This window comes from Enterococcus sp. XAF26B05_ASV22 (assembly GCF_056727285.1).
Genome location: NZ_CM161538.1, coordinates 1,861,977 through 1,888,215 on the forward strand (window position 1 = coordinate 1,861,977; position 26,239 = coordinate 1,888,215).

General features: G+C 35.9%; 25 protein-coding genes. 2 read left to right on the forward strand and 23 right to left on the reverse strand.

The window, feature by feature from the left end; genetic code table 11:
- Nucleotides 1-79: 79 nt before the first annotated feature.
- The 22 genes from AC1PU0_RS09230 to AC1PU0_RS09335 form a co-directional block, all read right to left on the reverse strand.
- Nucleotides 80-1,072 (reverse strand): pectate lyase-like adhesive domain-containing protein, encoded by a 993-nt coding sequence (locus AC1PU0_RS09230; RefSeq protein WP_479998226.1) that lies wholly within the window; start codon nt 1,070-1,072, stop codon nt 80-82.
- A gap of 53 nt (nt 1,073-1,125) precedes the next feature.
- Complete coding sequence (locus tag AC1PU0_RS09235) at nt 1,126-1,458, reverse strand: hypothetical protein (protein ID WP_206848613.1); 333 nt, start codon at nt 1,456-1,458, stop codon at nt 1,126-1,128.
- Nucleotides 1,419-1,745 carry a hypothetical protein gene (locus AC1PU0_RS09240; protein ID WP_111248701.1) on the reverse strand — a complete coding sequence of 109 codons (327 nt, stop codon included), beginning with the start codon at nt 1,743-1,745 and terminating at the stop codon, nt 1,419-1,421. Before AC1PU0_RS09240 ends, AC1PU0_RS09235 begins: the two co-directional genes overlap by 40 nt.
- A gap of 54 nt (nt 1,746-1,799) precedes the next feature.
- Nucleotides 1,800-2,024 carry a hypothetical protein gene (locus AC1PU0_RS09245; protein ID WP_206848611.1) on the reverse strand — a complete coding sequence of 75 codons (225 nt, stop codon included), beginning with the start codon at nt 2,022-2,024 and terminating at the stop codon, nt 1,800-1,802.
- Nucleotides 2,008-2,256: a hypothetical protein gene (locus AC1PU0_RS09250; RefSeq protein ID WP_206848609.1), complete on the reverse strand. Its 249-nt coding sequence runs from the start codon at nt 2,254-2,256 to the stop codon at nt 2,008-2,010. The genes AC1PU0_RS09245 and AC1PU0_RS09250 overlap by 17 nt, the downstream gene beginning before the upstream one ends.
- Before the next feature lie 10 nt (nt 2,257-2,266).
- Nucleotides 2,267-2,734: a prepilin-type N-terminal cleavage/methylation domain-containing protein gene (locus AC1PU0_RS09255; RefSeq protein WP_206848607.1), complete on the reverse strand. Its 468-nt coding sequence runs from the start codon at nt 2,732-2,734 to the stop codon at nt 2,267-2,269.
- A gap of 32 nt (nt 2,735-2,766) precedes the next feature.
- On the reverse strand, nt 2,767-3,429 hold the full coding sequence (locus tag AC1PU0_RS09260; protein WP_206848605.1) for a type IV pilus modification PilV family protein: 663 nt from the start codon (nt 3,427-3,429) through the stop codon (nt 2,767-2,769).
- Between the two features lie 559 nt (nt 3,430-3,988).
- Nucleotides 3,989-8,341, reverse strand: coding sequence for a PolC-type DNA polymerase III (locus AC1PU0_RS09265; protein ID WP_206848603.1), 4,353 nt, complete (start codon nt 8,339-8,341; stop codon nt 3,989-3,991).
- 372 nt (nt 8,342-8,713) lie between these two features.
- A complete protein-coding gene (locus tag AC1PU0_RS09270; RefSeq protein ID WP_206848601.1) occupies nt 8,714-10,426 on the reverse strand; it encodes a proline--tRNA ligase in 1,713 nt (570 codons plus the stop codon).
- Between the two features lie 72 nt (nt 10,427-10,498).
- Complete coding sequence (rseP, locus tag AC1PU0_RS09275; RefSeq protein ID WP_206848599.1) at nt 10,499-11,767, reverse strand: RIP metalloprotease RseP; 1,269 nt, start codon at nt 11,765-11,767, stop codon at nt 10,499-10,501.
- The gene (locus AC1PU0_RS09280; protein WP_206848597.1) at nt 11,764-12,924 is read right to left on the reverse strand and encodes a 1-deoxy-D-xylulose-5-phosphate reductoisomerase; all 1,161 of its coding nucleotides are present in this window, start codon (nt 12,922-12,924) and stop codon (nt 11,764-11,766) included. Before AC1PU0_RS09280 ends, rseP begins: the two co-directional genes overlap by 4 nt.
- Before the next feature lie 58 nt (nt 12,925-12,982).
- Nucleotides 12,983-13,783 carry a phosphatidate cytidylyltransferase gene (locus AC1PU0_RS09285; RefSeq protein WP_206848595.1) on the reverse strand — a complete coding sequence of 267 codons (801 nt, stop codon included), beginning with the start codon at nt 13,781-13,783 and terminating at the stop codon, nt 12,983-12,985.
- Nucleotides 13,780-14,583, reverse strand: coding sequence for an isoprenyl transferase (locus AC1PU0_RS09290; RefSeq protein ID WP_069653061.1), 804 nt, complete (start codon nt 14,581-14,583; stop codon nt 13,780-13,782). The genes AC1PU0_RS09285 and AC1PU0_RS09290 overlap by 4 nt, the downstream gene beginning before the upstream one ends.
- Before the next feature lie 245 nt (nt 14,584-14,828).
- A complete protein-coding gene (locus AC1PU0_RS09295) occupies nt 14,829-16,412 on the reverse strand; it encodes a PASTA domain-containing protein (RefSeq protein WP_206848593.1) in 1,584 nt (527 codons plus the stop codon).
- Nucleotides 16,405-17,079: an ABC transporter ATP-binding protein gene (locus tag AC1PU0_RS09300; RefSeq protein WP_069653059.1), complete on the reverse strand. Its 675-nt coding sequence runs from the start codon at nt 17,077-17,079 to the stop codon at nt 16,405-16,407. The genes AC1PU0_RS09295 and AC1PU0_RS09300 overlap by 8 nt, the downstream gene beginning before the upstream one ends.
- A 12-nt stretch (nt 17,080-17,091) precedes the next feature.
- Entirely contained in the window at nt 17,092-18,558 is a 1,467-nt protein-coding gene (locus AC1PU0_RS09305; RefSeq protein WP_206848592.1) for an FtsX-like permease family protein, read from the reverse strand.
- Nucleotides 18,559-18,758: 200 nt separating this feature from the next.
- Complete coding sequence (gene frr / locus AC1PU0_RS09310; protein WP_111248712.1) at nt 18,759-19,316, reverse strand: ribosome recycling factor; 558 nt, start codon at nt 19,314-19,316, stop codon at nt 18,759-18,761.
- 3 nt (nt 19,317-19,319) lie between these two features.
- The gene (gene pyrH, locus AC1PU0_RS09315; protein ID WP_069653056.1) at nt 19,320-20,042 is read right to left on the reverse strand and encodes a UMP kinase; all 723 of its coding nucleotides are present in this window, start codon (nt 20,040-20,042) and stop codon (nt 19,320-19,322) included.
- Nucleotides 20,043-20,177: 135 nt separating this feature from the next.
- Nucleotides 20,178-21,059, reverse strand: coding sequence for a translation elongation factor Ts (tsf, locus tag AC1PU0_RS09320; protein ID WP_069653055.1), 882 nt, complete (start codon nt 21,057-21,059; stop codon nt 20,178-20,180).
- A 347-nt stretch (nt 21,060-21,406) separates the two neighbouring features.
- The gene (gene rpsB, locus AC1PU0_RS09325) at nt 21,407-22,195 is read right to left on the reverse strand and encodes a 30S ribosomal protein S2 (protein ID WP_069653054.1); all 789 of its coding nucleotides are present in this window, start codon (nt 22,193-22,195) and stop codon (nt 21,407-21,409) included.
- A 212-nt stretch (nt 22,196-22,407) separates the two neighbouring features.
- Nucleotides 22,408-23,169, reverse strand: a complete 762-nt coding sequence (locus AC1PU0_RS09330) for a carbonic anhydrase (RefSeq protein ID WP_206848591.1) — start codon at nt 23,167-23,169, stop codon at nt 22,408-22,410.
- A 225-nt stretch (nt 23,170-23,394) separates the two neighbouring features.
- Nucleotides 23,395-24,168, reverse strand: a complete 774-nt coding sequence (locus AC1PU0_RS09335; RefSeq protein WP_111248713.1) for a TrmH family RNA methyltransferase — start codon at nt 24,166-24,168, stop codon at nt 23,395-23,397.
- Nucleotides 24,169-24,287: 119 nt separating this feature from the next.
- Between AC1PU0_RS09335 and AC1PU0_RS09340 the strand changes: the two genes are divergently transcribed.
- Together AC1PU0_RS09340 and yidC are read left to right on the forward strand one after the other, a co-directional pair.
- Nucleotides 24,288-24,563, forward strand: a complete 276-nt coding sequence (locus AC1PU0_RS09340; protein ID WP_206848590.1) for an acylphosphatase — start codon at nt 24,288-24,290, stop codon at nt 24,561-24,563.
- A gap of 119 nt (nt 24,564-24,682) precedes the next feature.
- Nucleotides 24,683-25,612, forward strand: coding sequence for a membrane protein insertase YidC (yidC, locus tag AC1PU0_RS09345; protein WP_069653050.1), 930 nt, complete (start codon nt 24,683-24,685; stop codon nt 25,610-25,612).
- Nucleotides 25,613-25,657: 45 nt separating this feature from the next.
- Here yidC and AC1PU0_RS09350 read toward each other — a convergent pair whose 3' ends face one another.
- A complete protein-coding gene (locus AC1PU0_RS09350; RefSeq protein WP_069653049.1) occupies nt 25,658-26,227 on the reverse strand; it encodes a TetR/AcrR family transcriptional regulator in 570 nt (189 codons plus the stop codon).
- Nucleotides 26,228-26,239: the final 12 nt, after the last annotated feature.

The following is a 26,239-nucleotide window of genomic DNA, read 5'->3' on the forward strand; positions in this document are numbered from 1 at the left end:
ACGAAGGACCGCACCGATATTATTACTTTCCCCCTCTTAGGTTAAATTTAACTCGGAACCTTTTCCATCAACGTAAAAATTACCGTTTGTCACTTGATTGATCATTGCTGGCTGCGCTTTTTTTATTATTATTTAGACCTAAACTATGAATATTTACCTTTGCACCGCTGGTTATTTTTGTCGCTGATTTAGTTGCTTCAGAGCTATTATTAGATGAACCACATATAGAAATAGTCGCACCGTAATAATCTATTAACGCTCCGTTAGATGTTGCATTAAGGACGGTCCCCTCATCTCTCGCTTCAAAATGAACTTTATTTACGTACCCTTGGCTATTGGCATAAATGGCTTGACCTTCTCTACTATGCAATGCGAGCTTCGAGCCTTTTTCTATGACAAAAACTGTGTTGATTCTATTTCCCGGATGCATCCTAATTACGGATACTCTCCCTTGAATACGGATGTCAGCCTGTTCCGTTATCAAAATTTCCTTAGCATTTACAACATTGTTGCCTGTCGTACCAGAATTCCAATTCGTTTGACCTTTCATCACTAAATAGGACCTGGAGGTATCAATAAAAGTTCCAGCATTATTCGCATAAGTATTTTGAATATTTTCTGTTAAAATCGTCCAACCATCTTGCGTGCTACGGATCAACCCACTATTGTTTTTGCTATCGACATTCATATTTTTTACAACAAAGTAACGTTTAGCTGATCCTAATTGAAATGACCGATTATTTCCTGTGCCTGTAGTAAAAGTGAACCCCTTGCCATCAATCATTAACGAACGATTGACTTCTGGTAATGCAGTTGTTCTTGAAATATTTGCACCAAATTCAATATGGTCGGTGGAGTTATCTTTGATTGCGGCAATCAATTGCTGATAAGTCGTCACGATTCTTTTAGTGGATGACGGAGTATAGTTTTGAATTTGTAGGACAGAAGGTGAACTAAACATCTCATAACTGTTAGTTGAAGTAATCGAACCTATCGTTGCATGCATTTTGGGTTTGACAATCAACGAAGATGTTTCAGTTTTTTCTTTAGGAGAGGTGTAATTTATGTTCATTGTTTTAATTTTTCGCGGTAATCGATTTTTTCCCGCTCAGCAAGACGCCGTTTTTAGAAAAAAAAAGAGCCTGGAACGTTTAAATCTTTGTATATAACTGAATTGGGTCCTTTCCAAAAATTCAAAAAAGTCCCATCTTGAAGATCGACTAAAAAATTATTGGACCCTCCATAACTTGTTTCATAATGACTAAAATATTCTTTATATGGAAATAGTGGTTGATTTGATTGATAACGATAAATGTGATCCATTTTCCGAATCCAAGTATCAGCCGTAATCAGTTCTTCTCCGTCAGCAAGTGAGGGTTGGTAATACACATACCTCCAAGCATATAAATTTGATTCTACTACTTTTTGTTGACCTTGCGTCCATTGAAACTCGTACACATAGTCTCCTTTAAAGGAGCTTTTTTTATCTGTCCATTTTTCATCGTTTGCTCAACATTAATCTCTAATGTAAAGGTGGTGTTCGTGTTAATTATTCCATCTTTAGAGTCACTTGCTTCCATTGGTATCCAACCATTAGCACCTCTGTCCTCAGAAATAAATTTATATGGATTGATGATCGAAACAGTTGGTTCGGATACTTTCACGGTAAAAGAAAAATCTTGTTGTTTCCCAATACTCATTTTTTCAATTGGCTGATTTTGCAGCTCGTTCGTTACCTCAGACATTTTATTAGTTAGTACTGTTTTATCTAGTCCTAATTGAGTGTTTCCAGATAGTTTTTATTCGATCGTTTGTTTTATCTTCATGGAAGCTTCCTGAAAAGTGTATTCTTTCACATCTTTCATTTTTGTTAATTGATCAACTGCACTTATCTGAAGAAAATTATTTCTAGCTCTTAAAAAAATTCCCATCATCACAAGACTTACAATCACGATTGCTCCTAATGCGTAGAGTAAGGCATAACCTGCTTCATCATTTTTCAGTTTTTTACCATCTACCTTCACCCGGAATCTCTCCTTTTGCCTTTAATTCATCACGATAAGTGAATTCTGCTTTTCGACTGTATAAAATCTTTGTACTCTCTTCTTCTTCAATACCGCCTCTTCCAGACAGATTAATTTCACCATTTTTAATGTAGTGACCAAAATCAATACTCCCTTTGTAAAAAAGAATCGTAACACTGGTTTGGATTGTAAAAGTATCTCGATAATTTGGTGTCTTAAATTGTGTTTTCAAAGATTCATTTTTATTTTTTGCTGAAAAATTTTGATTTTATAGTCTTGATTTTTAATTGATAAAAGCGCGCATTTGAATTTTTCCCGCTATCTTTTGTGGCATCTACTATATCAGTAAGTCCGATTTTATTTTTCCCTTGCTCTGATAAAGCGATTGGTTTTTGATTTGCCGCTTCAGAGTCGAAAACACTAATGATCTGATTCGTCTTCCACGGATTTTCTGAAGAAGTTGTTGCAGGAATTTTTCCCAAATATCCGGCTTTTTCATAAAGTCCTTCTATTTTTGATAATTGGTTTATTTGAACGACTATGTCGTTTGCAGTTTGCTGAAGCTCGATTTTTTCTCCTTGGATTGAAAATGCTTTACCAATACTACCGATAACCGCTCCAAAAAATAGAATCACGATTGAAAAAATGGCTAAAGTTGCAATCATCTCTATTAATGTTAATCCATCTTCATTTTTCAGAATCTTGCTCATGTTTTCTCCTTCAATTTACTGCTAATAAGTGATTATCCAATAAATAACGTATCTGTCATTAATCGAACCATCCTTCCATCATAAATTTCTAGGAATACTTCTATACCATCCTTACGAGGATCATACTTTTTCGAAGTATTTTTAAAATGCACTTTACACAATACTAAATAATTATGCTGATTTGCTGTTCCAATATATCTGCCTAAGTAATTGCTTTCTTCTTTTTCTAACGTTCCTTCTTCTGCATCTTTCCATTTCTTGGGAAGTAACGTTCTTTTATCTGGGTAGCTATATTCAATTTTCCGCTCTTGTTGTTTATTCGTAGTTTCCACTCTTCCGGTCAAATCAACTTTTTGCTCACCGTAAATGGAGATATTTCCACCGTTCGTCTGAATCCCTGAATTATCGAGAATGAGATAATTTCTTCTTACCTTTTGACTAGTTGTCAAATGCTCATTGTTCTTGACACTAAAGACATACTGATTCAAACCAGCTAAGTCTTGTGTTTGCCCGCGATACCCCATCCATTCACGAAGTTCATCACGAATAGCTTGTGCTTCTTTTTTCTTTTCGTTCAATTCAATCATTTGTTGATTTCGAACCAACATTGATGCTAGTAACATAAATGACGTCTCCAATATAACTACCGCTACTAAAACTTCTATCAGGGTCAAACCATCTTCATTCCTTATCATTAAAGCGACCCCTTATTCATAAATAACGTATAAAAATTCAAACAAAATAATAAAATCATTACAAATACATAACTATAAAAGATTTTCAATATTTTAACAATCCGTAAAATAACTTATTAATTGATAACGAAATTACACATAAAAATTAAAATTAGCATTATTTAAAAAAATTAAATATAAAATAAACCAAATAAAAAACGAATTAAAAAAACAAAAAAAGCTTTCGTATCGCTTCTTAAAATTGTTTTAAAGATGGATAACGTCAAACAAACTATTAGGTAATCAAGATTGAGATCATCAATGAAAATTTCTTTTTTTTACAATTTAAAACATTAAATGAATTAAACTGAATTTAAAATCACCAAAAATTTTTTTGATTTTTTCTGAGCTATTCCTTTAAAATTAAAGAACGATGAGAAAAAAGCAGTTGGAACAAAGCGCTCTTCGCTTTGTTCCAACTGCTAAAAAACAACAGAATCTTACGAGACTCTGTTGTTTTTAATATAAATAGTGCTATTTTCATCTAAAGTTTCAATTAATCCGTTGGACGCACCAATTTTTATAACATATCAAATAACGATAATTGATTCTCATCCGGTAAATCTTTTAACACGCCATTTTCTGTCATGTATTCAATCAAAGTTTTTGAGACTTTCCCTCGACTTGCAAGATCTTCTTTAGATAAGAATGGTTCTGTTCTTGCTTCTACAATTGATTTTGCCACATTCAATCCCAAACTAGGTACCGCTCTGAAAGGTGCGATCAAGGTATCTCCGTCAATCACAAAATTCTCAGCATCTGATTTATATAAATCAATCATACCAAATTTAAAGCCGCGTTCAATCATTTCATTAGCAAGTTCTAAAACCGTTAAAAGATTTTTTTCTTTTGTGGAAGCTTCCAATCCCTTATCTTGAATCTCTTTCATTCGCGCTTTCACTGCTTCTTTGCCTTGCGACATAGCAACCAAGTCGAAATCATCTGCACGAACAGAGAAATAAGCACAATAGTATAGAATCGGGAAATACACTTTAAAGTACGCCACACGTAACGCCATCAAAACATAAGCAGCCGCATGGGCTTTTGGGAACATATACTTGATCTTGGAACAAGAATCAATATACCAGTCTGGCACATTGTTTTCTTTCATCGCGGTCAAATACTCTTCTCTTAATTCATCAGGGATTTTATTCCAAAGCCCTTTACGCACCGTCTCCATGATCTTAAAGGCCATACCACTGTCTAGTCCAGCATGAATCAAGTAAACCATGATATCATCACGACAACCAATAACCTCTGCGAGATTCGCTTCTCCTCGGCGAATCAATTCTTCAGCATTTCCTAACCAAACATCAGTCCCGTGAGACAGTCCAGATATTTGGAGTAACTCTGCAAAAGTTGACGGATGCGTCTCTTCTAACATTCCTCGTACGAAACGAGTACCAAACTCAGGTATTCCCAAAGTACCCGTTTTAGAATAAATTTGCTCTGCCGTCACGCCTAATACTTCGGGTCCAGCAAAAATGCGCATCATTTCAGGATCATCCGTCGGAATCGTTTTAGGATCGATTCCTGATAAATCCTGCAACATCCGAATAACAGTAGGATCATCATGGCCAAGAATATCAAGTTTCAAAATATTATCATGGATTGAATGGAAATCAAAGTGAGTCGTTTTCCATTCAGAATTTTGGTCATCTGCAGGGTATTGGATCGGTGTAAAATCGTAAACATCCATGTAATCAGGAATAACAATTATTCCTCCAGGATGTTGTCCAGTCGTTCGTTTCACTCCAGTCGAGCCTTTTGCTAAACGATCGATCTCAGCTCCTCTAAAATGTAGATTGTGATCTCGTTCATAGCCTTTTACGTACCCATAGGCCGTTTTATCTGCAACGGTCCCAATCGTCCCAGCACGATAAACATATTCTTCACCGAACAAAACTTTCGTATAATTATGTGCTTCCGCTTGGTAATCACCCGAAAAGTTCAAATCGATATCGGGCACTTTATCCCCGTGGAATCCTAAAAAGGTTTCAAATGGAATGTCATGTCCGTCCTTAAACAATCGCTGACCACAATTTGGACAATTTTTCTCGGGCATATCAAAGCCAGAACCATAAGATCCATCATCGAAAAATTCAGAATGCTTACAGTTGATACAATGATAATGCGGCGCCAAAGGATTAACTTCCGTAATTCCAGTCATAGTTGCAACAAAACTTGAACCTACAGAGCCGCGTGAACCAACTAAGTAACCGTCTTCCATGCTTTTATGCACCAATTTTTGTGAAATCAAATAGATAACCGAAAAACCATTTCCGATAATACTATCGAGTTCTTTTTTCAAACGCTTCTCAACGATATCAGGCAATGGATCACCGTACAATTCTTTCGCACGAGTATAACTCAAATTTCTGATTTCATCTTCTGAACCAGGAATTTTCGGCGTGTATAAGTCATCTTTAACTGGCGTGATTTCCTCACACATATCTGCAATCGCATTGGGATTTTCAACAACTAGTCGATGTGCTGTTTCTTCTCCTAAAAATTGGAAAGCCGTCAGCATTTCATCGGTTGTTCTAAAATGAACAGCAGGTAAACTATGACGATTCAATGGATTAGCGCCACCCATCGAACCCACTAAAATTTTGCGATAAATACTATCTTCTTCGTTTAGATAATGAACATTGCCAGTCGCTACAACAGGTTTTTCTAACTCATCTCCGATTTTAACTAAATTGGTGATGATTTCTTCTAGATCTGCTTCACTTTTCACTAACTCTTGTTCAAGTAAAGGTGCATAAACTTCTTTTGGCATAACTTCTATATAATCATAAAATTTTGCTCGATTTTTTGCTTCTTCAACGCCTTTTTGCATCATTGCCTCAAAAATTTCACCATTTGAACAAGCAGAACCGATAATCAATCCTTCTCGCAACTTACTTAACTGTGAACGCGGGATACGAGGAATTCTGAAAAAATAATTTATATTAGACATTGAAATCAACTTGAAGAGGTTCTTTAAACCAGCTTGAGTAGTTGCTAAGATAGTTGCATGGAACGGTCTTGCTCGTTTATATGAATCGCCTTCTCCAATATGCATATTTAGCTCATCATGATAGTTCATATTATGATTTTCTTTAGCATCTTTTAAGAAAATCCAACATAAATGCCCTGTCGATTCTGAATCGTAGATTGCTCGGTGATGTTGTTCTAAATTGACACCGAATTTTTTAGATAACGTATTAAGTCGGTGACTTTTAAATGTTGGGTTTAGGTATCGGGACAATTCCAATGTATCAATGACTGGATTTTCGGCTTCTGGGATATCATATTTTCCATAACTAGTATTTAAAAATCCCATATCAAAGGAGGCATTGTGGGCTACAAGTATGGTATCTTTCGAGAATTCTCTAAATAAGCGTAAAACTTCTTCTTCTGATTTTGAGCCCCGCACCATTTCGTCAGTGATCCCAGTTAAATTAATCGTCGTTTGCGATAATGGGTGTCCTGGATCGATAAATTGTTCAAATGTATCAATGATATTCCCTTTATGCATTTTAACTGCCGCAAGCTCAATGATCGTATCATAAACAGCTGATAAGCCAGTGGTCTCCACGTCAAATACTACATAAGTTGCTTCGCTCAATTCAATGTGGGCTTCATTATAAGCGATTGGCACACCGTCATCTACTACATTGGCTTCAACACCGTACAAAATTTTGACGCCTGCTTTTTTACCAGCGCTATGAGCATCGGGAAACCCTTGAGCCCCACCATGATCTGTAATAGCAATTGCTTTATGTCCCCACTTCCCTGCTTGGGCAACATAGTCAGCAACGTTATTTGTAGCATCCATTGTACTCATATTACTATGCAAATGTAGTTCCACACGCTTATCGCCTTCTGGTGCATAATCTTTACGAGGCGCATGTTTTACTTCCATTAAATCCTGACAGTTCATTACTAGATCCCGCATGAACGTATCTTCTTGAATACTTCCGCGAACTCGAATCCAACTATTTTTTTGAATAGCATCAAAAACTTGCTCATCTTTTTCACCATTTGAGAATTTTTTGACGATAAATGATGATGTATAATCGGTAATTTTCAAAATCAAAATTTTCCGTTTAGAACGTAACTCACGAACTTCTACATCAAAGACAAAACCTTCGATCGTCACTCGGCGTTCTTCTTCTAGAATGTTGCCCATCGGCATGATTGGTTCATCATTTGGAATATTTCGACCTAAACGGATTGGACCTTCAAGTGCTGGCCCTTGTTGTTGCTGTTGTTTTTTCTTTTGTTCATGTTTCACAAGAGATTCAGCGGCTTGTTGTTGAAAAGCAGCATCTTGCTCTTGTTTGCGTTCTTCAAATAGTGCCAATACTCGTTTAGCTTGTTGTTCATCCATTTTAGGTTCAATATGAAATTTTTGAAAACCGTAATGGCTATATAGTTCTTCAATAATTGGTAAATATTGTTGTTTCAAATAAGGAATCACTGCTTCGTTATCGACAGGTAAAATGATTTTTTTATCTTCTATGATTGGCGTTTGCGTTTTTATCACGCGTTGTACCAATGGTGTGTCACATTGACTATTTAATAATGCTAACTGCCAATAATCAGTTAATTGTTCAGCTGTAAATTCATTTTTATCTGCTGAAATCTTTACAGTGACACCTGCGATTTGCTGAAAAGCAAGTTCTAATTGCTGTATAAATGACTGATAAAGCATCACAGGTAAAATTTCAGAAAATCCAAGATGAAATTCCCATAAGCGGCTTTGTTGATGGACAACTACTTTGTCAATTCTCCCTTGCTGAATAAGCGGATGTTGCCGCTCTTGTTCATTTAATTGAATTTGATCAATCAACTTTGCAAATAACTCTTGTGCTTTTTCTGCCACTAAATGAACCTCCTTAAATTAAAAGTGCAGCGGACTTTATCCAATAGAAACACGCTAACTGTAAACATAATGTTTTCTGATACGATCAGATTTTTTCTCTTGACGATTAGCCACACCACAACTGAAGAATCGCTCACTATTCTCAGTCCGAATCCTTATATAACTGTCTATAGTTTAATCATTTGATAAGAAAGAGGCCCTTAGACATTTCTGCCAAGTGCCTCGCCACATTTAAGTATACTATTTTTTTATCTGAAATACAATGTAAACAAAATTACTATTAGTTATAATACGTCTATAATATTTGTTTGTTTGCTAAGAGAAAACATCTACGAAAACCGATCGATGATCTCTTTCGTAGACGTCTCCAATTTATTCTTTATCAGCATTCAGCAAGATAGATAATGTGCTTTCCAGTTCTTCTTTACGAACCTCAACCATTTCTCCAGTTCGTTTGATTTTTACTTCTACAATACCATCAACCGCTTTTTTACCGACCGTGATCCGAATTGGACAACCGATCAAATCAGCATCAGCAAATTTAACACCAGCCCGCTCGTTACGGTCATCGACCAATACCTCATAACCCGCCACTGACATTACTTCTTCAACTTCTTGTGCAAGTTTTGTTTGGTATTCGTCTTTTACGTTCATTTGAACGACATGTAAATCAAATGGAGAAATACCCGCTGGCCAATTGATGCCATTTTCATCAATATTTTGTTCAACGATCGCTGAAAGTAAACGACTAACCCCGATTCCATAGCATCCCATGATCACATGCTTTTCTCTACCATTTTCATCTAAGACAGTTGCCCCCATCGCTTCACTATAGCGAGTGCCAAGCTTAAAGATATGACCGATCTCAATGCCTTTAGTAAATTCTAATACACCATTACCATCTGGAGAAGGATCGCCTTCTTGAACAAAGCGTAAATCTTCGTAGCTAATTGGTGTAAAATCACGTCCTGGATTAACATTAGTTAGATGGAATCCTGTTTCATTGGCTCCAGTAATTGCATTTGCTAAATCTTGGACATGGAAGTCTGCAAATAATCTTACCTCTTCAGACAATTCAACTGGACCAACGGAACCAAAATCGGCACCTAAATAGGTACGAGCATCTATGTCAGTTGCTTCTTCTAAAAAGTCAACGCCTAAGAAATTTTTCAATTTAACATCATTTACTTCATGATCTCCGCGAACTAAAACCACTACAGGTTGCTCGTCCGCCATAAATAAAACAGATTTGATGATGCGCTGTGGCTCAACATTGAAGAAGGCCGCAACTTGTTCAATCGATCCAACATTTGGAGTAGCTACTTTTTCAATATCTAATTGAGTTTCATGTGACTTTTTAGGTGTATATAGGCTAGTTGCCATCTCTAGATTTGCTGCATAATCGCCATCTGTTGAGAAACAAATCGTATCTTCCCCGATATCAGAAATTGCCATAAACTCTTTAGAATCTTTTCCTCCCATGGCACCGCCATCACCAATGATCGCTCTAAAATCTAATCCGCAACGTTCAAAAATAGCGGAATAAGCTTTTTCATAATCACGATAAGATTGATCTAGACTTTCTTCATCAGCATGGAACGAATAGCCATCTTTCATGATAAATTCTCTGCCTCGTAATAACCCGAAACGCGGACGTTTTTCATCACGATATTTTGTTTGAATTTGGTAAAGATTTAATGGCAAACGTTTATATGAGTTCACCTCATCACGAATCAGTTCTGTAAACGTTTCTTCATGTGTTGGACCAAGAATATAATCACGATCATTACGGTCTTTTAAGCGATATAGATTTGGACCATACGTTTCATAACGACCAGATTCTTTCCACAATTCTGCTGGAAGCAATGCAGGCATCAACATTTCAATAGCATCGATCTTGTCGAATTCTTCTCGCATGATTTTTTTTAGTTTCTCAAGTACTCGATTTGCTAGTGGTAAATACGAATAAATTCCTGCTGAGACTTGGCGAATATACCCTGCTCTCAATAACATTTGATGACTTAACACTTCAGCATCATTTGGTACCTCGCGTAAAGTTGGAATTAACATTTTTGACTGTTTCATTAGAACTCTCCTTTGTTTAAACGAATTGTTGAATCTCCTCAAGTGATTCGTTCTATAAATCCAATTAATTATTTAAAAGAAAAAACGTTGAATATCGTTCCAAGTAACTAACACCATCAATAACATGATGAAACCAAAGCCTATCAGTGTTAGTATGCCTTCTTTTTCCTGGCTTAAAGGTTTTCCTCTAAGCCCTTCAAAAATATTTAAAACGATTTTTCCGCCATCTAAAGCAGGAATTGGCAATAAGTTGATGATCCCAAGGTTGACGGATAACATAGCCATCAACCAAATCACAGTGTTTAAACCAGCTTTAGATGCTTCTGCGGACATTTGGAAAATCATTACTGGACCACCCAATTTATCTAAACTAAATCCAGTAAATAATGATTTAAGAGCTTTGAATATTTGCATAGAACTACTTAAAGTTGTTTCTACTCCGCCAAGCAGTTTATCTGCTAAACCCGTTTTCTTCGGCGGTAAGATTCCAATCACGCCAATTTCTTGTTTACCAGATTTTTGACTTTTAGGTATTACATCAACTTCTCTAGTTTTTCCATCAGATTCTACCATTAGGTTCAATTCTTTATCAGGACTATCTTGAATTATTTTTGTAAAATCATTCCAGTCACTAACAGATGTGCCATTGATTGATACAATTTTATCATCTGCTTTTAAGCTAGCTTTTGCGGCTGGACTATCTGGTTGGACACCACCGATTAGATTAGTATTTGTATACGTCACACCACCTTGCATAAAGACATAAACTGTAAACAATACTAACGCGAGAATAAAATTGTTCATCGGTCCAGCGAAATTCGTCAACATCCGTTGCCAAAGTTTTGCGGATTGGAACTGTACATCGATCGGTGCAATTCTAACTTCCGTTCCATCTTGTTCAATGATCGTTGCATCGTGATTCACTTTATACGTAGTCTCTTCAGATTCATCTCCATTGACATAACCTTTGATGAATAGTTTTCTTTCCAAATCAGCCTCTAGCATTTCCATTGGAATACTATTTGTCAATTGAACTTTCTTACTTGTATTGATTTTTACGACTTCTTCCTGTTCATTCAACTCAACAGAAAGAGTCATTCCGGGGGCTAACTCCGTCTCGTCTTCACCCATCCCAGCCATGCGAACATAGCCACCGATCGGTAAAATACGAATTGTATAGGTTGTGCCATCTTTACCTTGATGGGCAAAAATCTTCGGACCCATACCAATCGCAAATTCACGTACCAATATTCCTGAACGCTTTGCGAAGAAAAAATGTCCAAATTCATGTACTAAGACAAGAATTCCAAAGACAATAATAAATGTAATGATTGTTTTCATAACAGACCTTCTTCCTTTATCCATCTTTCTACGATAGTTCTTGTTTGTTTATCGATCGCAATCACTTCTTCCAAAGTGACTTCCTTTGTTTCTGTATAATTCCAAATTGCTCTTTGGACAAATTCCTCAATTTGAAGATATGAAATTTTGCCATCAATAAATGCATTTGCCGCAATTTCGTTCGCCGCATTATAGACTGTTGGAAATGCTCCACCTTTTTCCCCAACAATATAAGCAAGTTCTAACATGGGAAAACGCTCAAAATCCATTGGCTTAAAATTTAATTGACTAATCTCAGTTAAATCGAATGCTTTTTCATCTTGAATCGGCAAACGGTTAGGATACGTCAAAGCATATTGAATTGGTTCACGCATGTCACTTGGTCCAAGTTGAGCCAAGTATGCACCATCTTTTAAAACAATCATCGAATGAACTATACTTTCTTTATGTAAAACAACTTTTATTTTATCATAATCTGTACCAAATAACCAATGTGCTTCAATAACTTCTAAGCCTTTATTCATCATCGTTGATGAATCTACCGTAATCTTTCTACCCATAGACCAGTTTGGATGGTTCAATGCCTCTTCCAAAGTAACAGTTTTAAGCTCTTCACGAGTTAAATCTCTAAAGCTACCACCTGATGCTGTGATTACTAACTCTTTTAAATTATCTGATTTTTGTCCATCTAAACATTGAAAAATTGCAGAATGTTCACTGTCGACGGGTAAAATACGCACTTCATTTTTTCTTGCTTCTTCCATGACCCACTGCCCCGCCATAACTAACGTTTCTTTGTTTGCTAAAGCAATATCTTTCTTTGCTTTAATTGCAGCTAATGTAGGATTCAACCCCACACTGCCTGTAACCGCAGTTAATACGACGTCAACTGATTCAAGCGTTGCAGCTTTTATTAGCCCCTCTTCGCCTACTCCAAATTCAATTTCAGGGAAACGAGTAGTAAACTCTTGTTTCATTTGTTCTGTGCCTACACCCACATATTTCGGCTTTAACATTTTAATTAAATCCGCGCCTTTTTCACTATTTGAATGAAAGGTCAACGATTCGATTTGGAATAACTCAGGATACGCTGTAACAACAGCCACTGTGTTCGTGCCAATAGAACCTGTAGCACCTAATAATGCAATGTTTTTCATATTAAAAAGAAAAACCCTGAACATTCAGAGTTTTTCACCTTCCCTTCTTGTTTAGAAATTAAAATAGTCCGAATAAATGCATAATTGGGAAAACAAAAAGTAAGCTGTCGAAACGATCTAATATACCGCCGTGCCCTGGTAAAATAGTGCCGGAATCTTTTACATCATAATGACGTTTAATGGATGATTCAACTAAATCTCCGAATTGTCCGACAATCGAAAAGACAACAGTGATAATTAGCATAGTCGGCAAGTTATAAACAAACAATTCTTTATTTGGTGTCAACAGCAAGAACAATAATGCCACAACGACTGCGCAGAGAATTCCGCCTAATGAGCCTTCAATCGTTTTGTTAGGTGAAACTTCTGGCCATAACTTTCTTTTCCCAAACTGTTTCCCAATAAAATAAGCCCCAATATCCGTTGCCCATACAACAAATAATGCATAAAGCAATACAACAAAACCAGTATGTCTAGCGCTCACAAAGTTTTGGAAGCCGACACCTACATACAAACTTGTGATAACTGGAAAACCAGCTTGAGAGATGGTATACATATTCTTGGAAGCAACTAAACCACCTAATAAAATCATGACTGTTAGGTAAAATAAAATAAAATTATCCGCTTTTTCTGGTAAAAAGAAAAACCATCGATCTTTTGGCAAAACTAAAAATACTGCGCCTAAAGCTGAAAGTACACCTTCAAAACTAGTAATTTCTAGTCCTTTCATTCTAAATAATTCATAAACCCCTACAACTGCCAATATCGCTGCCGCAAGTTCAATCGCAAAGCCCCCGTACCAAATGATCGGTATAAATACTACTAAAGCTACGGCAGCAGTAATAACGCGCTGTCTCATTTATCTTCCTCCTCTGTTTCCTTTAAGCCGCCAAAACGGCGGTTTCTATTTTGAAACGATGCTAGCGCATTTTCTAATAGTTTATCATTAAAATCAGGCCACAAAGCATCTGTAAAAAACAATTCACTGTACGCTATCTGCCAAAGCAAGAAATTACTGATTCTCTCTTCGCCACTTGTACGAATCAATAATTCTGGGTCCCTTAAGTCCTCGGATAAAAAGCTTGTCATCAAATGATCCTCAATTGTCGCCTCAGTAATCTCGTCAGTCGATAGTTGATTATTTGCGGCTTTTGCAGCTATTTCTTTTACCGCTGTCAGAATTTCAGCTCTTGAACCATAGTTTAAAGCAAAATTTAAAATCATACCAGTATTATTTTTTGTTTGTTCAATCGCTCGCTCTATTGCATCTTGTGTATGCGCTGGTAACAATTCTTTGTACCCCATTACTTGAACTTTTACATTTTCTTTGATCAACTCTGGTACAAAGGTATCAAAAAAATCGACTGGTAACTGCATTAGAAAACTTACTTCATCTGTTGGGCGTTTCCAATTTTCAGTTGAAAATGCATATAACGTTAGGACTTTGATCCCTAATTTACTAGCATGTTTCGTAATTTTTTTAACTGTGTTCATGCCTTCTTTATGCCCAGCAATTCGTGGCAAACGTCGATTTTGAGCCCACCGACCATTCCCGTCCATAATAACGGCTACGTGTCCTGGGATCGGACCTTCGCTATCAAAAGTAAATGTACTCTCTTTTTGTATGTATTTATTCTTTTGCGGAAAAAAACGTAACATATTTTTCCCTCCATTCCAAAAATCTGTCTAGACTATTATAGCAATATCTTTCAGAAATGCCTATGCAAATGGAAAGATTTCCACATTATTTAATAAATTTATGAGGGAATCCGCTTAATTCAGGCTAAACTTGCACTTAAAAATGGGTTCTGCCGTCTTTTTACTCATAAAATTTTCCATTAAATTAAAAAAGAAAGGAAACAAAACTTAAAATCGTTTTGCTTCACTTCCCAAAAAAATGCATTTTAATCCATCTTTTCTTCTTTTTCTGAAGGTTTATTTTCTTCAGGTTTTAGATTCCCTTTGCTGACACCGATTTGAACAACAGAATTGATCGGAATAAATTCATTATATTGACTCATATTCACCACAGTCCCTTTAGTTACAGTTGAATCGACATAATAAACCTGATAGGTGATATTCGCACCTTTTGACTGATAATCATCGTAGAAAATCTTTTGAAGATCTCCTTCTAATGTATTGTCGCGCAAATCTTTAATATAGGGTCTTCCTGAAGAATAAACGACTTGAATCACAGGCTTTTCATCTTTTTCTGTATATTTTTTCCCTATCTCTACGGATTGACTGATAAATTGTCCGTATGGAACCTCATCATTAAATAATTGTTTCACTTGAACTTGTAATCCACTTGCTTTTGATTCTGCTTCTTCTACTGTAAATTGCGAAAAATCTGGAACAATTAACGCTTTACCTGTTGAAACGGTAATTGACATTGCTTCTTTTTTGGCAACCTTAGTGTCTTTCCCAACGCTTTGAGAAATAATTTTCCCAGTCTCTACCTTATCAGAGTCCGCTTCCTCGACTGTTAGTGTAATTTCATTTTTCTTAGCCCATTCAGTTGCTTCTTCTTTTGGCTTTCCAGCAAAATCAGGCATCGCAATATCTTTTTCAAAAACTTCTTTGCCTTTAGAAAAATAGACTTTGGCTTTGTCTTTACGTTTATAATTTTCGGCTTTTACATCTTTGTTTGTTATTTCGAATTTTAGATAGTCACCTGTTGCTACTTTATCACTGTATTCTTCAATGATAGCTAAATTATCTGCTTTTTGCTTGCTGATCCATTTTTTCGCATCTGCTGTTTTCATTGATTTGAAGTCTGGTAGTGAAATGGCTTCTTCTGGGTCCGCTCCAAGGCTAGCATCAACTACTAAAGTTTTACCTTTTTTGATTTTCTTGTTTTTCACTGTTTGTTGAATGATTACGTTTGCTTCTTTATCAAAATCGTATTTTTGCTCTACTTGAAGTTTTACGCCATTCTCAGTTGTCCATTCACGTACTTCAGACAATTCTTTTCCTTCAAAATTAGGGACTTTTACATGGGTCATTTGGTAATAACCAAAATATAATAATAAAACTGCTGCCAAACTTCCTAGACCAATATAAAGATATTTTTTGATTTTCTCTTTTTTATAGTTTGGGTCTGTTTCAATCACTTCTTCGGGATTCTTTGACTGATTCACTGGTATTGTAGTAGTTGGTTCAGTTTCTTTAACTGGTTCTTGTACCGACTCGTATTTTTTCTTTTTTGATCTTTTTTTAGAATATATCAAGCCCTCAGTATCACTTGATTCAATTTTTTTCTCTTTTGCAGCAGTAGGAGCATTATCCGGATTGTTTCGTGGTCCATACGATACTTCAGAGTGACTTTCTCCTTGTTTGACAGCCGAATCTTCTTTACCTATTGAATCCTTTTCTGACTTCGGTTTCTTGTCAGGTTCATTTTTACTTAATTTTTCTTTTTGTTCATTTTTTTTCTGGCGGGTTTTCTCATAATTATCTCCGCTGAAATTTGATAGAAAATCACTCATATTTTTTTAACACACCTTTTTTCAGGTAATAAGTCTCATCTGATTGCCCAGCAATATCATTAGAATGCGTCACAACAATTACACATTTGTTATGAACTTTTGCTAGATTTTGAAAAATATCTACAATCTCTTGCTCCATTCCTTCATCTAAATTCCCCGTCGGTTCATCCGCCAAAATAATGTCTACATTTGTTGCTAAAGCTCTGGCAATCGCAACACGTTGTTGTTCACCACCGGAAAGCTGATTTACGAGTCGATCCGCTTTTTCGCTTGTGATCCCGATGTAATCTAGTAAATTATACGCAACTTCTTTTTGATTTGGTGGTAGTTCATTGTCTGTGATCGACATTGCAACTAACACATTTTCCAATGCTGTCAGATAAGGAACTAAGTTGTAACTCTGGAAAATAATACTGATATCATCGCGACGATATTTCTCATATCCGATTGTTTTGATATCTTTTCCATTCAATAAAACTTGCCCCTCTTTAGGCGTATCCAAAGCACTGATTAGAGAAAGAAATGTTGTTTTTCCTGAACCAGATTGCCCCAAAATAGTATAAAATTTCCCCTGTTCAAAAGCAACATTGGTATTTTTTAATATAAAACGACGTTGATCTCCATCTTGATAAAAATAACTGAGATCTTTTGTTTCTAAAATTGCCATTTTCCTTGCCTCCTACATCATGATTTTCTTTGGATTTAAACGAACGATGTACAGTAATGGTAAAATTGCTGACATTAGAACTGTACCTAATCCAACAACTAAATACGTAACGATATATCCTAATGAGAATTTCACTTCATAAGCGTTCATGATATCATCCGTTGTCAATTCTGTTGTACCTAGTCCATCAAAGCCCATAAACATGTTCATTTGGTCATTTGAATTATTTAATAGGTCGCTATTCAATAAAGATTCTGAAACCATTTTTCCTAAGAAATTCCCTGTAATCAAAGAAAGAATCAGTGCAATTCCACTTATGATCAACATCTCAATAATAATTTGTCCCATAACGTGGCTACGTTTATCACCTAATGAGAGATAAATTCCTAATTCATGTTTGCGATCACGCATAAACAATAAGACGACAAGCGAAATTATCAGCAACGTAGCAATGACCGCAATCATAACCACATAACCTGAAATTTGTGACATTTTTTTCATACTTCCACCGATTTGTTCATATTGATCCGTTGAAGCTTTCACAGTATACAGCTTAGGTAAAAGCGGCTGTGTTTCTTGTTTAAAGGCTTCCACATCATCTGGACTTTTCAAAACATAAACAGGTGTATAATATTCTTCTAGACTCTCTTCCGACAGATAAGGACTATCTGGATCAACTTTTTTTAGCTTTTCAATATTGTCTTTGTTAATTTCTAACACTGTTTTGTTTGGTAAATAAATTGTGTTGAGTTGTTGCATTGACATATATTGTTGATTCATATTTTGCTCTTCATTTTTTTTATTTTCTTTATCTTTCATTTCTACTGTTGTAGGTTCAAAAATTCCGATAATTTGGATAGGGACATCCGTCTTGAATAATTCTTTTTCATCGCCATTCTCGTTATAATCATACGTTCTAGTATCCATGACCATCTGATCACCTACAGAAAGCCCATTTTCTTCTGCTACTTTTGAAGAAATCAAGCCGACATTTTTGCCATTGTCAATCTCTTCTTGAGTAAATACTTTACCTGCTACTAATTTTATATTTTTTTCTTCAACATCTAAAATTTTGTGATAGTTGGATCCTTTTAAGGTAAATCCTTCCATCATGCCTCCAGATTGCTCTGATTCTAATGAAGCACTTTTCAATTCCTTTGTCTGAACCATCGCTAAAGCGTTATAATCATAATATTTTACATATGGAGATTCCCCAACTTTTTTCATTAAATCAATTTTAAGTTGCTCAATTTTAAGGTCTTCTTTTGCAAATTCTTCTTGATTATTCTCATAATCGATTTGAATCGTAGCCGTACCACCTAATTGCTTCTTGACATTCTTTTCAACGTTCTGTGTAGACTGTTGAATCGCAATGGCTCCTGCAATAACGTTTCCCAACACAAAAATCACTGCAAACAAAATGAGTGATTTCCCCTTTTTTCTAGTAACACTGCATAATGCACGTTTGATAAAATTCACCTTTTCAGCTCCCTTTAGAAAATATAGTTAACATCATTATTCCATATCCCATGAGGTTTAACAAGATGTTTTTTCTTGCACTCACTCGACCTTACAAAATCTATAGATTATATCTTTATAATCATTATTTTATATAAAAAAAAGCAAGAAAATACACTATTCAAGTGGATTTTCTTGTTCTTTCATATTCAAATAACTTATTAAACTTCTAACAGTTCTTTTTCTTTTTCAGAAGTAATCGTATCGATATTTTTTACACTATCGTCTGTTAATTTTTGTGCTTCTTTTTCCAAATTACGCAGTTCATCTTCAGTAATATCATTATTCTTTTGTTGTTTTTTTAATTCATCAATCGCATCACGACGAATGTTACGAACAGCAATTTTCGCATTTTCAGCAGCTTTTTTTACATCTTTCGCTAATTCTTTACGACGCTCTTCCGTTAATTGTGGAATTACTAAGCGTATCACTGTACCGTCATTTGTTGGGCTGATGCCAATATCACTAGCTTGAATTGCTTTTTCAATATCTTCAAGTGAATTTTTATCAAAAGGTGTGATCATCAATACTCGGGCTTCTGGAATATTGATTCCAGCTAATTGATTCACAGGTGTTAGTGCACCATAGTAATCTACTTGAATACGGTCCAAAAGACTTGCATTAGCGCGTCCTGCACGGATTTGACCCAATTCACGTTGTAAACTTTGTTCTGCTTTACTCATTTTTTCTTTTGCTGTTTCTAATACCGTTCCACTCATTTGTTATTTCCCCCTTACGGTTGTTCCAATATTTTCACCTAGACATGCACGGCGAATATTGCCTGTTTCGTTTAAATTGAACACCACCAATGGAATATCATTATCCATACTTAGTGAGCTTGCTGTTGAGTCCATTACTTGCAATCCTTTTGATATCACATCTAAATGTGTTAATTCTTCAAATTTAACTGCAGTTGCATCCAATTTAGGATCGGCAGAATATACACCATCAACATTATTCTTAGCCATTAAAATAACATCTGCATCGATCTCTGCCGCACGTAAAGCTGCAGTTGTATCAGTTGAAAAATATGGATTTCCTGTACCACCTGCAAAAATAACGATACGTCCTTTTTCTAAATGACGTTCTGCACGTCGACGAATATATGGTTCTGCAATTTGACGCATCTCGATTGATGTTTGAACGCGAGTAGGAACACCTAGATTTTCTAACGTATCTTGCAATGCCAAAGCGTTCATTACAGTTGCTAACATTCCCATGTAATCTGCTTGTGCACGTTCCATACCCATTTGGGCACCGATTTGTCCACGCCAGATGTTTCCACCACCGACAACGATTGCCATTTCAATTCCTAATTCATGAACTTCTTTGATTTCTTCTACAATCTCTTTGATTGTTGGAGGTTTAATTCCAAAACCTTCTTCTCCGGCCAAAGCTTCGCCACTTAACTTTAATACAACACGTTGATATTTAGGTTTTACCATTTTTGTTTTCCCTCCACCATTTGTCTAAGAACATTTTAACATACTCTAGGCATTCTGCCAGTTTATTTCTTTTGATTTGCCTAAAAAAAGGGAGCGCATCTCAATGCGTTCCCAACTGTTACCTAAGCAACAGATTTATTTTTTGATTTGGCTCATTACTTCGTCTGCAAAGTTATCTTCACGTTTTTCGATTCCTTCGCCAACTTCAAAGCGAATAAATGATTTAACCGTTGCACCCTTAGAAGCAACAAATTTTTCAACTGTCATATCTGGATCTTTAACGAATGGTTGATCTACTAATGAAATTTCAGCTTTAAATTTATTTAAGCGTCCAACAACCATTTTGTCAACAATATTCGCTGGTTTGCCTTCGTTTAATGCTTGTTCTGAAAGAATTGCTTTTTCATGCTCTAATTCTTCTTGCGGAATTTGAGATTCATTCACATAACGAGGGTTGATAGCTGCCACGTGCATTGCTACGTCTTTAGCAACTTCTTCATCAGTTGTCCCATCTAATACAGTCAATACTGCAATACGTCCACCCATGTGTAAATAAGCACCGAATGCGGCATTGTCATCTTTTTCTACTAGTTCAAAACGACGGAAGCTGATTTTTTCACCAATAACAGTTGTTGCTTCGATCAATTCAGTTTCTAATGTTCCTTTATCTGTTTTAAGTGCTAAAGCTTCTTCCATGTTCGCAGGTTTGTTTGTCGCAATTTCAGTCGCGATTTTTTTAACTAGGTCTTGGAACATTTCATTTTTAGAAACGAAGTCAGTTTCAGAGTTTACTTCTACGATTGCTGCAAAGTTACCGTTTGAAGCAACATTTGCTAAACCTTCAGCTGCTACACGATCATTTTTCTTAGCGGCTTTGGCCATTCCTTTTTCACGTAAGTAATCAACAGCGGCTTCCATGTTACCTTCTACTTCTACTAACGCTCTTTTCGCGTCCATCATACCGACACCAGTCATGTCGCGTAATTCTTTAACTAATTTTGCTGAAATATCTGCCATTTTTTGTTCCTCCTAAGTTTTAAAAGCGTAGTAGGCTCGTTTAGCCTTGACAGAAAAATAGGGAAACACGAGAGTGGTGCTTTTTGCCACTATCAGGTTCTGTCTTTTTCCTAAAGACTAGCCTACGAAGCTAGATAGTTTAAAAGCTGAATGAGATCGATTAGACTCGACTGAAAATATGGAAATATGATTGTGATGTTTTTGGTCACAGGCAGATTTCTTCTTTTTCTGAGAGTCTGACTCATGAAGCTAGATAATTTAAGTATAAAATTCGTTTTAAAAAAGCTATCTCAAAGGAGAATCAGGCTTTTTTCGCCTAGCCTTCGAGACAGCTCCGTTATTATTAATTATTCTGCTGAATCGTTGTTACCTTCAACAACGTCTACGATTTCTTCGATTGAAGTTGCAGCTTCTGGTGCTTCTTCAGTAAAGATTTCTTCTACAGCTTGATCTTCACCTTGGTTTCCTTCGATGAAAGCATCAGCCATTTTAGCAGTGATTAATTTAACCGCACGAATCGCATCATCATTAGATGGGATTACTACGTCGATTTCATCTGGATCACAGTTTGTATCAACCATCGCAACGATTGGGATGTTCAATTTATGTGCTTCTTGAACAGCAATACGTTCTTTACGAGGATCCACAATGTACATTACATCTGGAATTCTAGGCATATCAGCGATACCACCTAAGAATTTTTCAAGACGTTCACGTTGTTTGTTTAAACCAACAACTTCTTTTTTAGGAAGAACTTCAAAAGTTCCGTCTTCTTCCATTTTATTGATATCTTTCAAACGTTTGATACGTTTTTGGATTGTATCCCAGTTCGTTAATGTTCCACCTAACCAACGGTGGTTTACGAAGTATTGACCTGAACGAATTGCTTCGTCTTTGATCGCTTCTTGTGCTTGTTTTTTAGTTCCTACGAATAATGCAACGCCGCCGTCTTCAGCAACATTTTTCATGTAATCGTAAGCAGCATCTACTAATTTAACTGTTTTTTGTAAGTCAATAATGTAGATTCCGTTTCTTTCTGTGAAGATATATTTCTTCATTTTTGGGTTCCAGCGACGAGTTTGGTGTCCAAAGTGTACGCCGGCTTCTAGTAATTGTTTCATAGAAATTACTGCCATTTTTTGTTTCCTCCAATTTGGTTTTTATTTGTTCCCTCTCCAGTTCTCATCTTTATAAAGAACTACTAGTAAGTAGCACCGCCTTACAAATCGAATCTGGATGTGGATTTAGTGTTTTAACACCGTTATCTAGTATACATGATTCTTTAAAATATTTCAACATACTATTTATACTTTTTTTATCTCTATCTTAACAAAGTAATCGAATTTGATTATTCATCATGTTCAAGAATTACTCGATCGTTCAGCGATTGACTATTTCTATTGTTATGCGCATAATATTCTTCAAACATTTCGATTTGTTTTTTTGAGACGTCAACTGGTGTTTTCAAAATATACCATTCCACATTTTCAGTTAACGGCGGTGTTGTTAACGAACCTAAATAATGATAGTAACTCTTATTTTCTGGAAACATTGATTCAATATCTATGATTTCTGTTTTTTTGCCATCGGACACATCCTCAAGTACTTCTTGAAATCCTTTATTTTTAGCACCTTCTGTAAAAAACACACCAATCACAGCTAAACGTCCATCTTGGGCTTGATTGACAAAATGAGCTTCCAGAGGATAATATTGCCCATCTATTGTGTGTTCACTTTGAGCGTGGAAATGGAATTGCGTTAAGGTGAATCTTCTGTGATTGATTGTCGCTGTGCCTGAATCAGTGACTTGAATACTATGTCCATTATTCTTAGCCTCACTTATTTTACGACTATAATCTAATTGGATTGCACCGCCATCTGTCATCTTTTCTACTAAAGAACTTGGAATGTCAATTGGTGATTGCATTTTGCCAGATACTTGTTTCCAACTTTTTTGATCATCATATTCAAAGTGACTCGCTTCTTTTTTTTGAGAACTTTCTTGCGTGTGTAAAACGTTCTCTACAGGCTCACTCTGTCTTTTTTGGGTACAAGCTGTTACGGGTATTAGCAATGAAAGCAATACTGAAATAAGCAGTTTCTTTTTCATACGTTCATCCTTCTTTCAATTTTTTGTTTGAATTTGGGGAAAGCTCACCTTTAGTTTAAAAATTAATTCGTCCTCCAATCCAGATGTAACTTATATAAATCTTTTTATAATCAATTTATTATATCTTATTTCAGAGAAATTTAGTAGAAAAATTTTCTTAAAATAAAAAAAAGACTGAAAACGACATCGCACATGTATTTCGTTTCAGTCTCATAAAGAGTATATTTAGTTATCACTTTCAAAATGGTACATTAAAATCCCAGCTGCAATCGCTACATTTAATGATTCCGCTGCTCCTTTAATTGGAATGTAGATATTTTGATCAGTCTCCTCCAAAAATCTAGGTGAAATCCCCTGTCCTTCATTTCCCATAATTAAAGCATAATTCTTAGTCCTGGGTATTTTTTGATAGATGATTGCCTCTGGATTTAGTTCAGTACCGTAAATAGGTATCTTTAATTTTTTGAACATATCAATTATATTATCCAAAGGCTTGAATATTACAGGTAAGTGGTAATTACTTCCTTGCATAGCCCTTAACACCTTCGTATTGTAAATATCGGAACAGCCTTCTCCTAAAATCACACCTGAAAGACCAGCTGCATCGGCAGTCCGAATCATCGTTCCCACATTTCCTGGATCTTGAACATTGTCTAAAAGAAGCCAGCCACCTGAAAATTGTATCGTATTCTCAAGTTCAGGCATCCTAATGATTGCGATCATGCCTTGAGGAGTAGGTAATTCTGAAAGAGATTCTAACACCTCATAAGAGACCTGAATCAATCTTTCTTGTGGCTGTTCGTCTAACCAATCCGACCACTCCGTACGTCCTCGCTGATTAAAAAGTACCCAATCAATTTGAGCGTTTGCTTTCTCAGCTTCTTCAATCAAATGAAATCCTTCAATTATATATTGTTGCTTTTCTTCTCGATACTTTTTTTTATGTAATTTTTTTAATTCCTTGATCATTGCATTTTTTGTCGATAAAATTTCTTTCATTTTCACACCTCACTCGACCATTATACCATGATTCTTTTTAATCAAACAGTCACTACTTTACTTGCCAGAAGATTGAAAAGTCGCTATCATGAATTTAAATAAAAGCGAGGTGTGCAACAATGAGAAAAGTACGCATGAATGTGCAAGGTAGAGTCCAAGGTGTGGGATTTCGTTATATGACTAAGATGGTGGCTGATGAACTAGGAATTCACGGTACCGTCCAAAATGAAGAGGATGGATCCGTTTCAATCGAATCCGTAGGCACTGACGAAAAAATGAATCAGTTTATTCAAAAAATCAAAGATTCGCCCAGCCTCGCAGGACGTGTGACCTATATGGATATACAGGAAGATCCACTAATCGAAGAGCATACCACCTTTAAAGTAACAAACTAAATCAGTCCAGAAGAATCTTACTCAGTCTTGAGGCGGATTCTTCTAATTTTTATTGAAAAAAAACGCTTTTTCAAGTATAGTTAACCTTGTGCAAATTTTTTAGAAAAGGAAAGAATAAAATGAGAAAATTAAATAAGTGGCTCTTAAGTTCCGGTCTATTCTCTTTAGTGTTGTTTTTATCTGGATGTGTAAAAACAGGTTCTGACGGCCAGCCAACTGGTGAAGGCATCATCTATAATTTACTTGTAAAACCAATGAGTAGTGCTATTACATACCTCGTTGATAATTTCGATTGGAATTACGGTTGGGCAATCATCTTTATCACGATCATTGTTCGTCTTATTATTATGCCATTAGGATTGAATCAATCCAAAAAAAGCATGATCCAAACAGAAAAAATGCAAGCGATCAAGCCGCAAATCGATGCGGCGCAAGCAAAAGTAAAAGAAGCCACGACTCGTGAAGAACAAATGCAAGCTCAAGCTGAAATGCAACAAGTTTACAAGGAAAATAACATGAGTATGATGGGCGGTATCGGGTGTCTACCTCTATTGATTCAAATGCCAATCTTCTCTGCCTTATTCTTTGCGGCTCGATATACAAAAGGAATTGGCGATGCATCATTCTTTGGTGTTAACCTTGGTCAACCAAGTATTGTATTCGTTGTGTTAGCTGGTGTAGCATACTTACTTCAAGGATACCTTTCAACCATTGGTATTCCAGAAGAACAAAAGAAAACAATGAAATCAATGTTGATCGTGTCTCCGTTAATGATTGTATTCATGTCAATCAGCTCTCCAGCAGGTGTAACATTGTATTGGGTAGTTGGTGGTATTTTCAGTAGTATTCAAACATTGATTACCAATCAATTTTTAAAACCAAGAATCAAAGCTCAAGTAGCAGAGGAACTAAAACAAAATCCACCAAAACAAGTGATTGTCCCTCGTAAAGATGTCACACCAACAGAAGATAAAAATAAACAAAAACCTTCAGCTCCAAAAACTACTACTAAAAATGGTAGAAATGCTGGAAAACAAAATAGAAAATAAAAAAATGACCAACTGCAAGTTTCTCTTCCAGTTGGTCATTTTTTATCATTTGGTTGCTGAAACGCCAAAAACGAAAAGGTCAACAACTCGAGTTATACTTAATGATGCGTTACTTTGTTCTGTTTTGATATACGGAGAGAGTGTATTAAGAAAATGAGTTGTAGCAATCTCCGGCGATAGGCCGTTTCGCATAGCAAAGTCACTTTCTTCAAAAAGATTCAACAACGGTGCTTTATAGGAACTGTTCCAAAGCGAAAATAATTTCATCTGGGTTTCTTCAGCTAAGTTCGTCCTGAAATCATGCATCATCAGATCAAAATCAAATGGATGCTTTGTTTTCAGACATTCAGCAAACTTTTGTAATTTACTAATAGTATCCAGACTTGGATTTCCAACAATTTTTACTAATTCTTTGTTTACATCACCTAACAAGCTTTCGATAACTCCTACATAAACTTCTTCTTTATTCTTAAAATGATGATACAAATTTGGTTGAGTCACCTCGGCCAACTGTGCAATTTGCCTTGTAGAGGTACTCTGATACCCGTTATCCATAAATAAACGTGTTGCGACTTGAATAATTTTGACTCGTGTATTTTTCGTTTCTTTTTCCATTACGTAGCCACC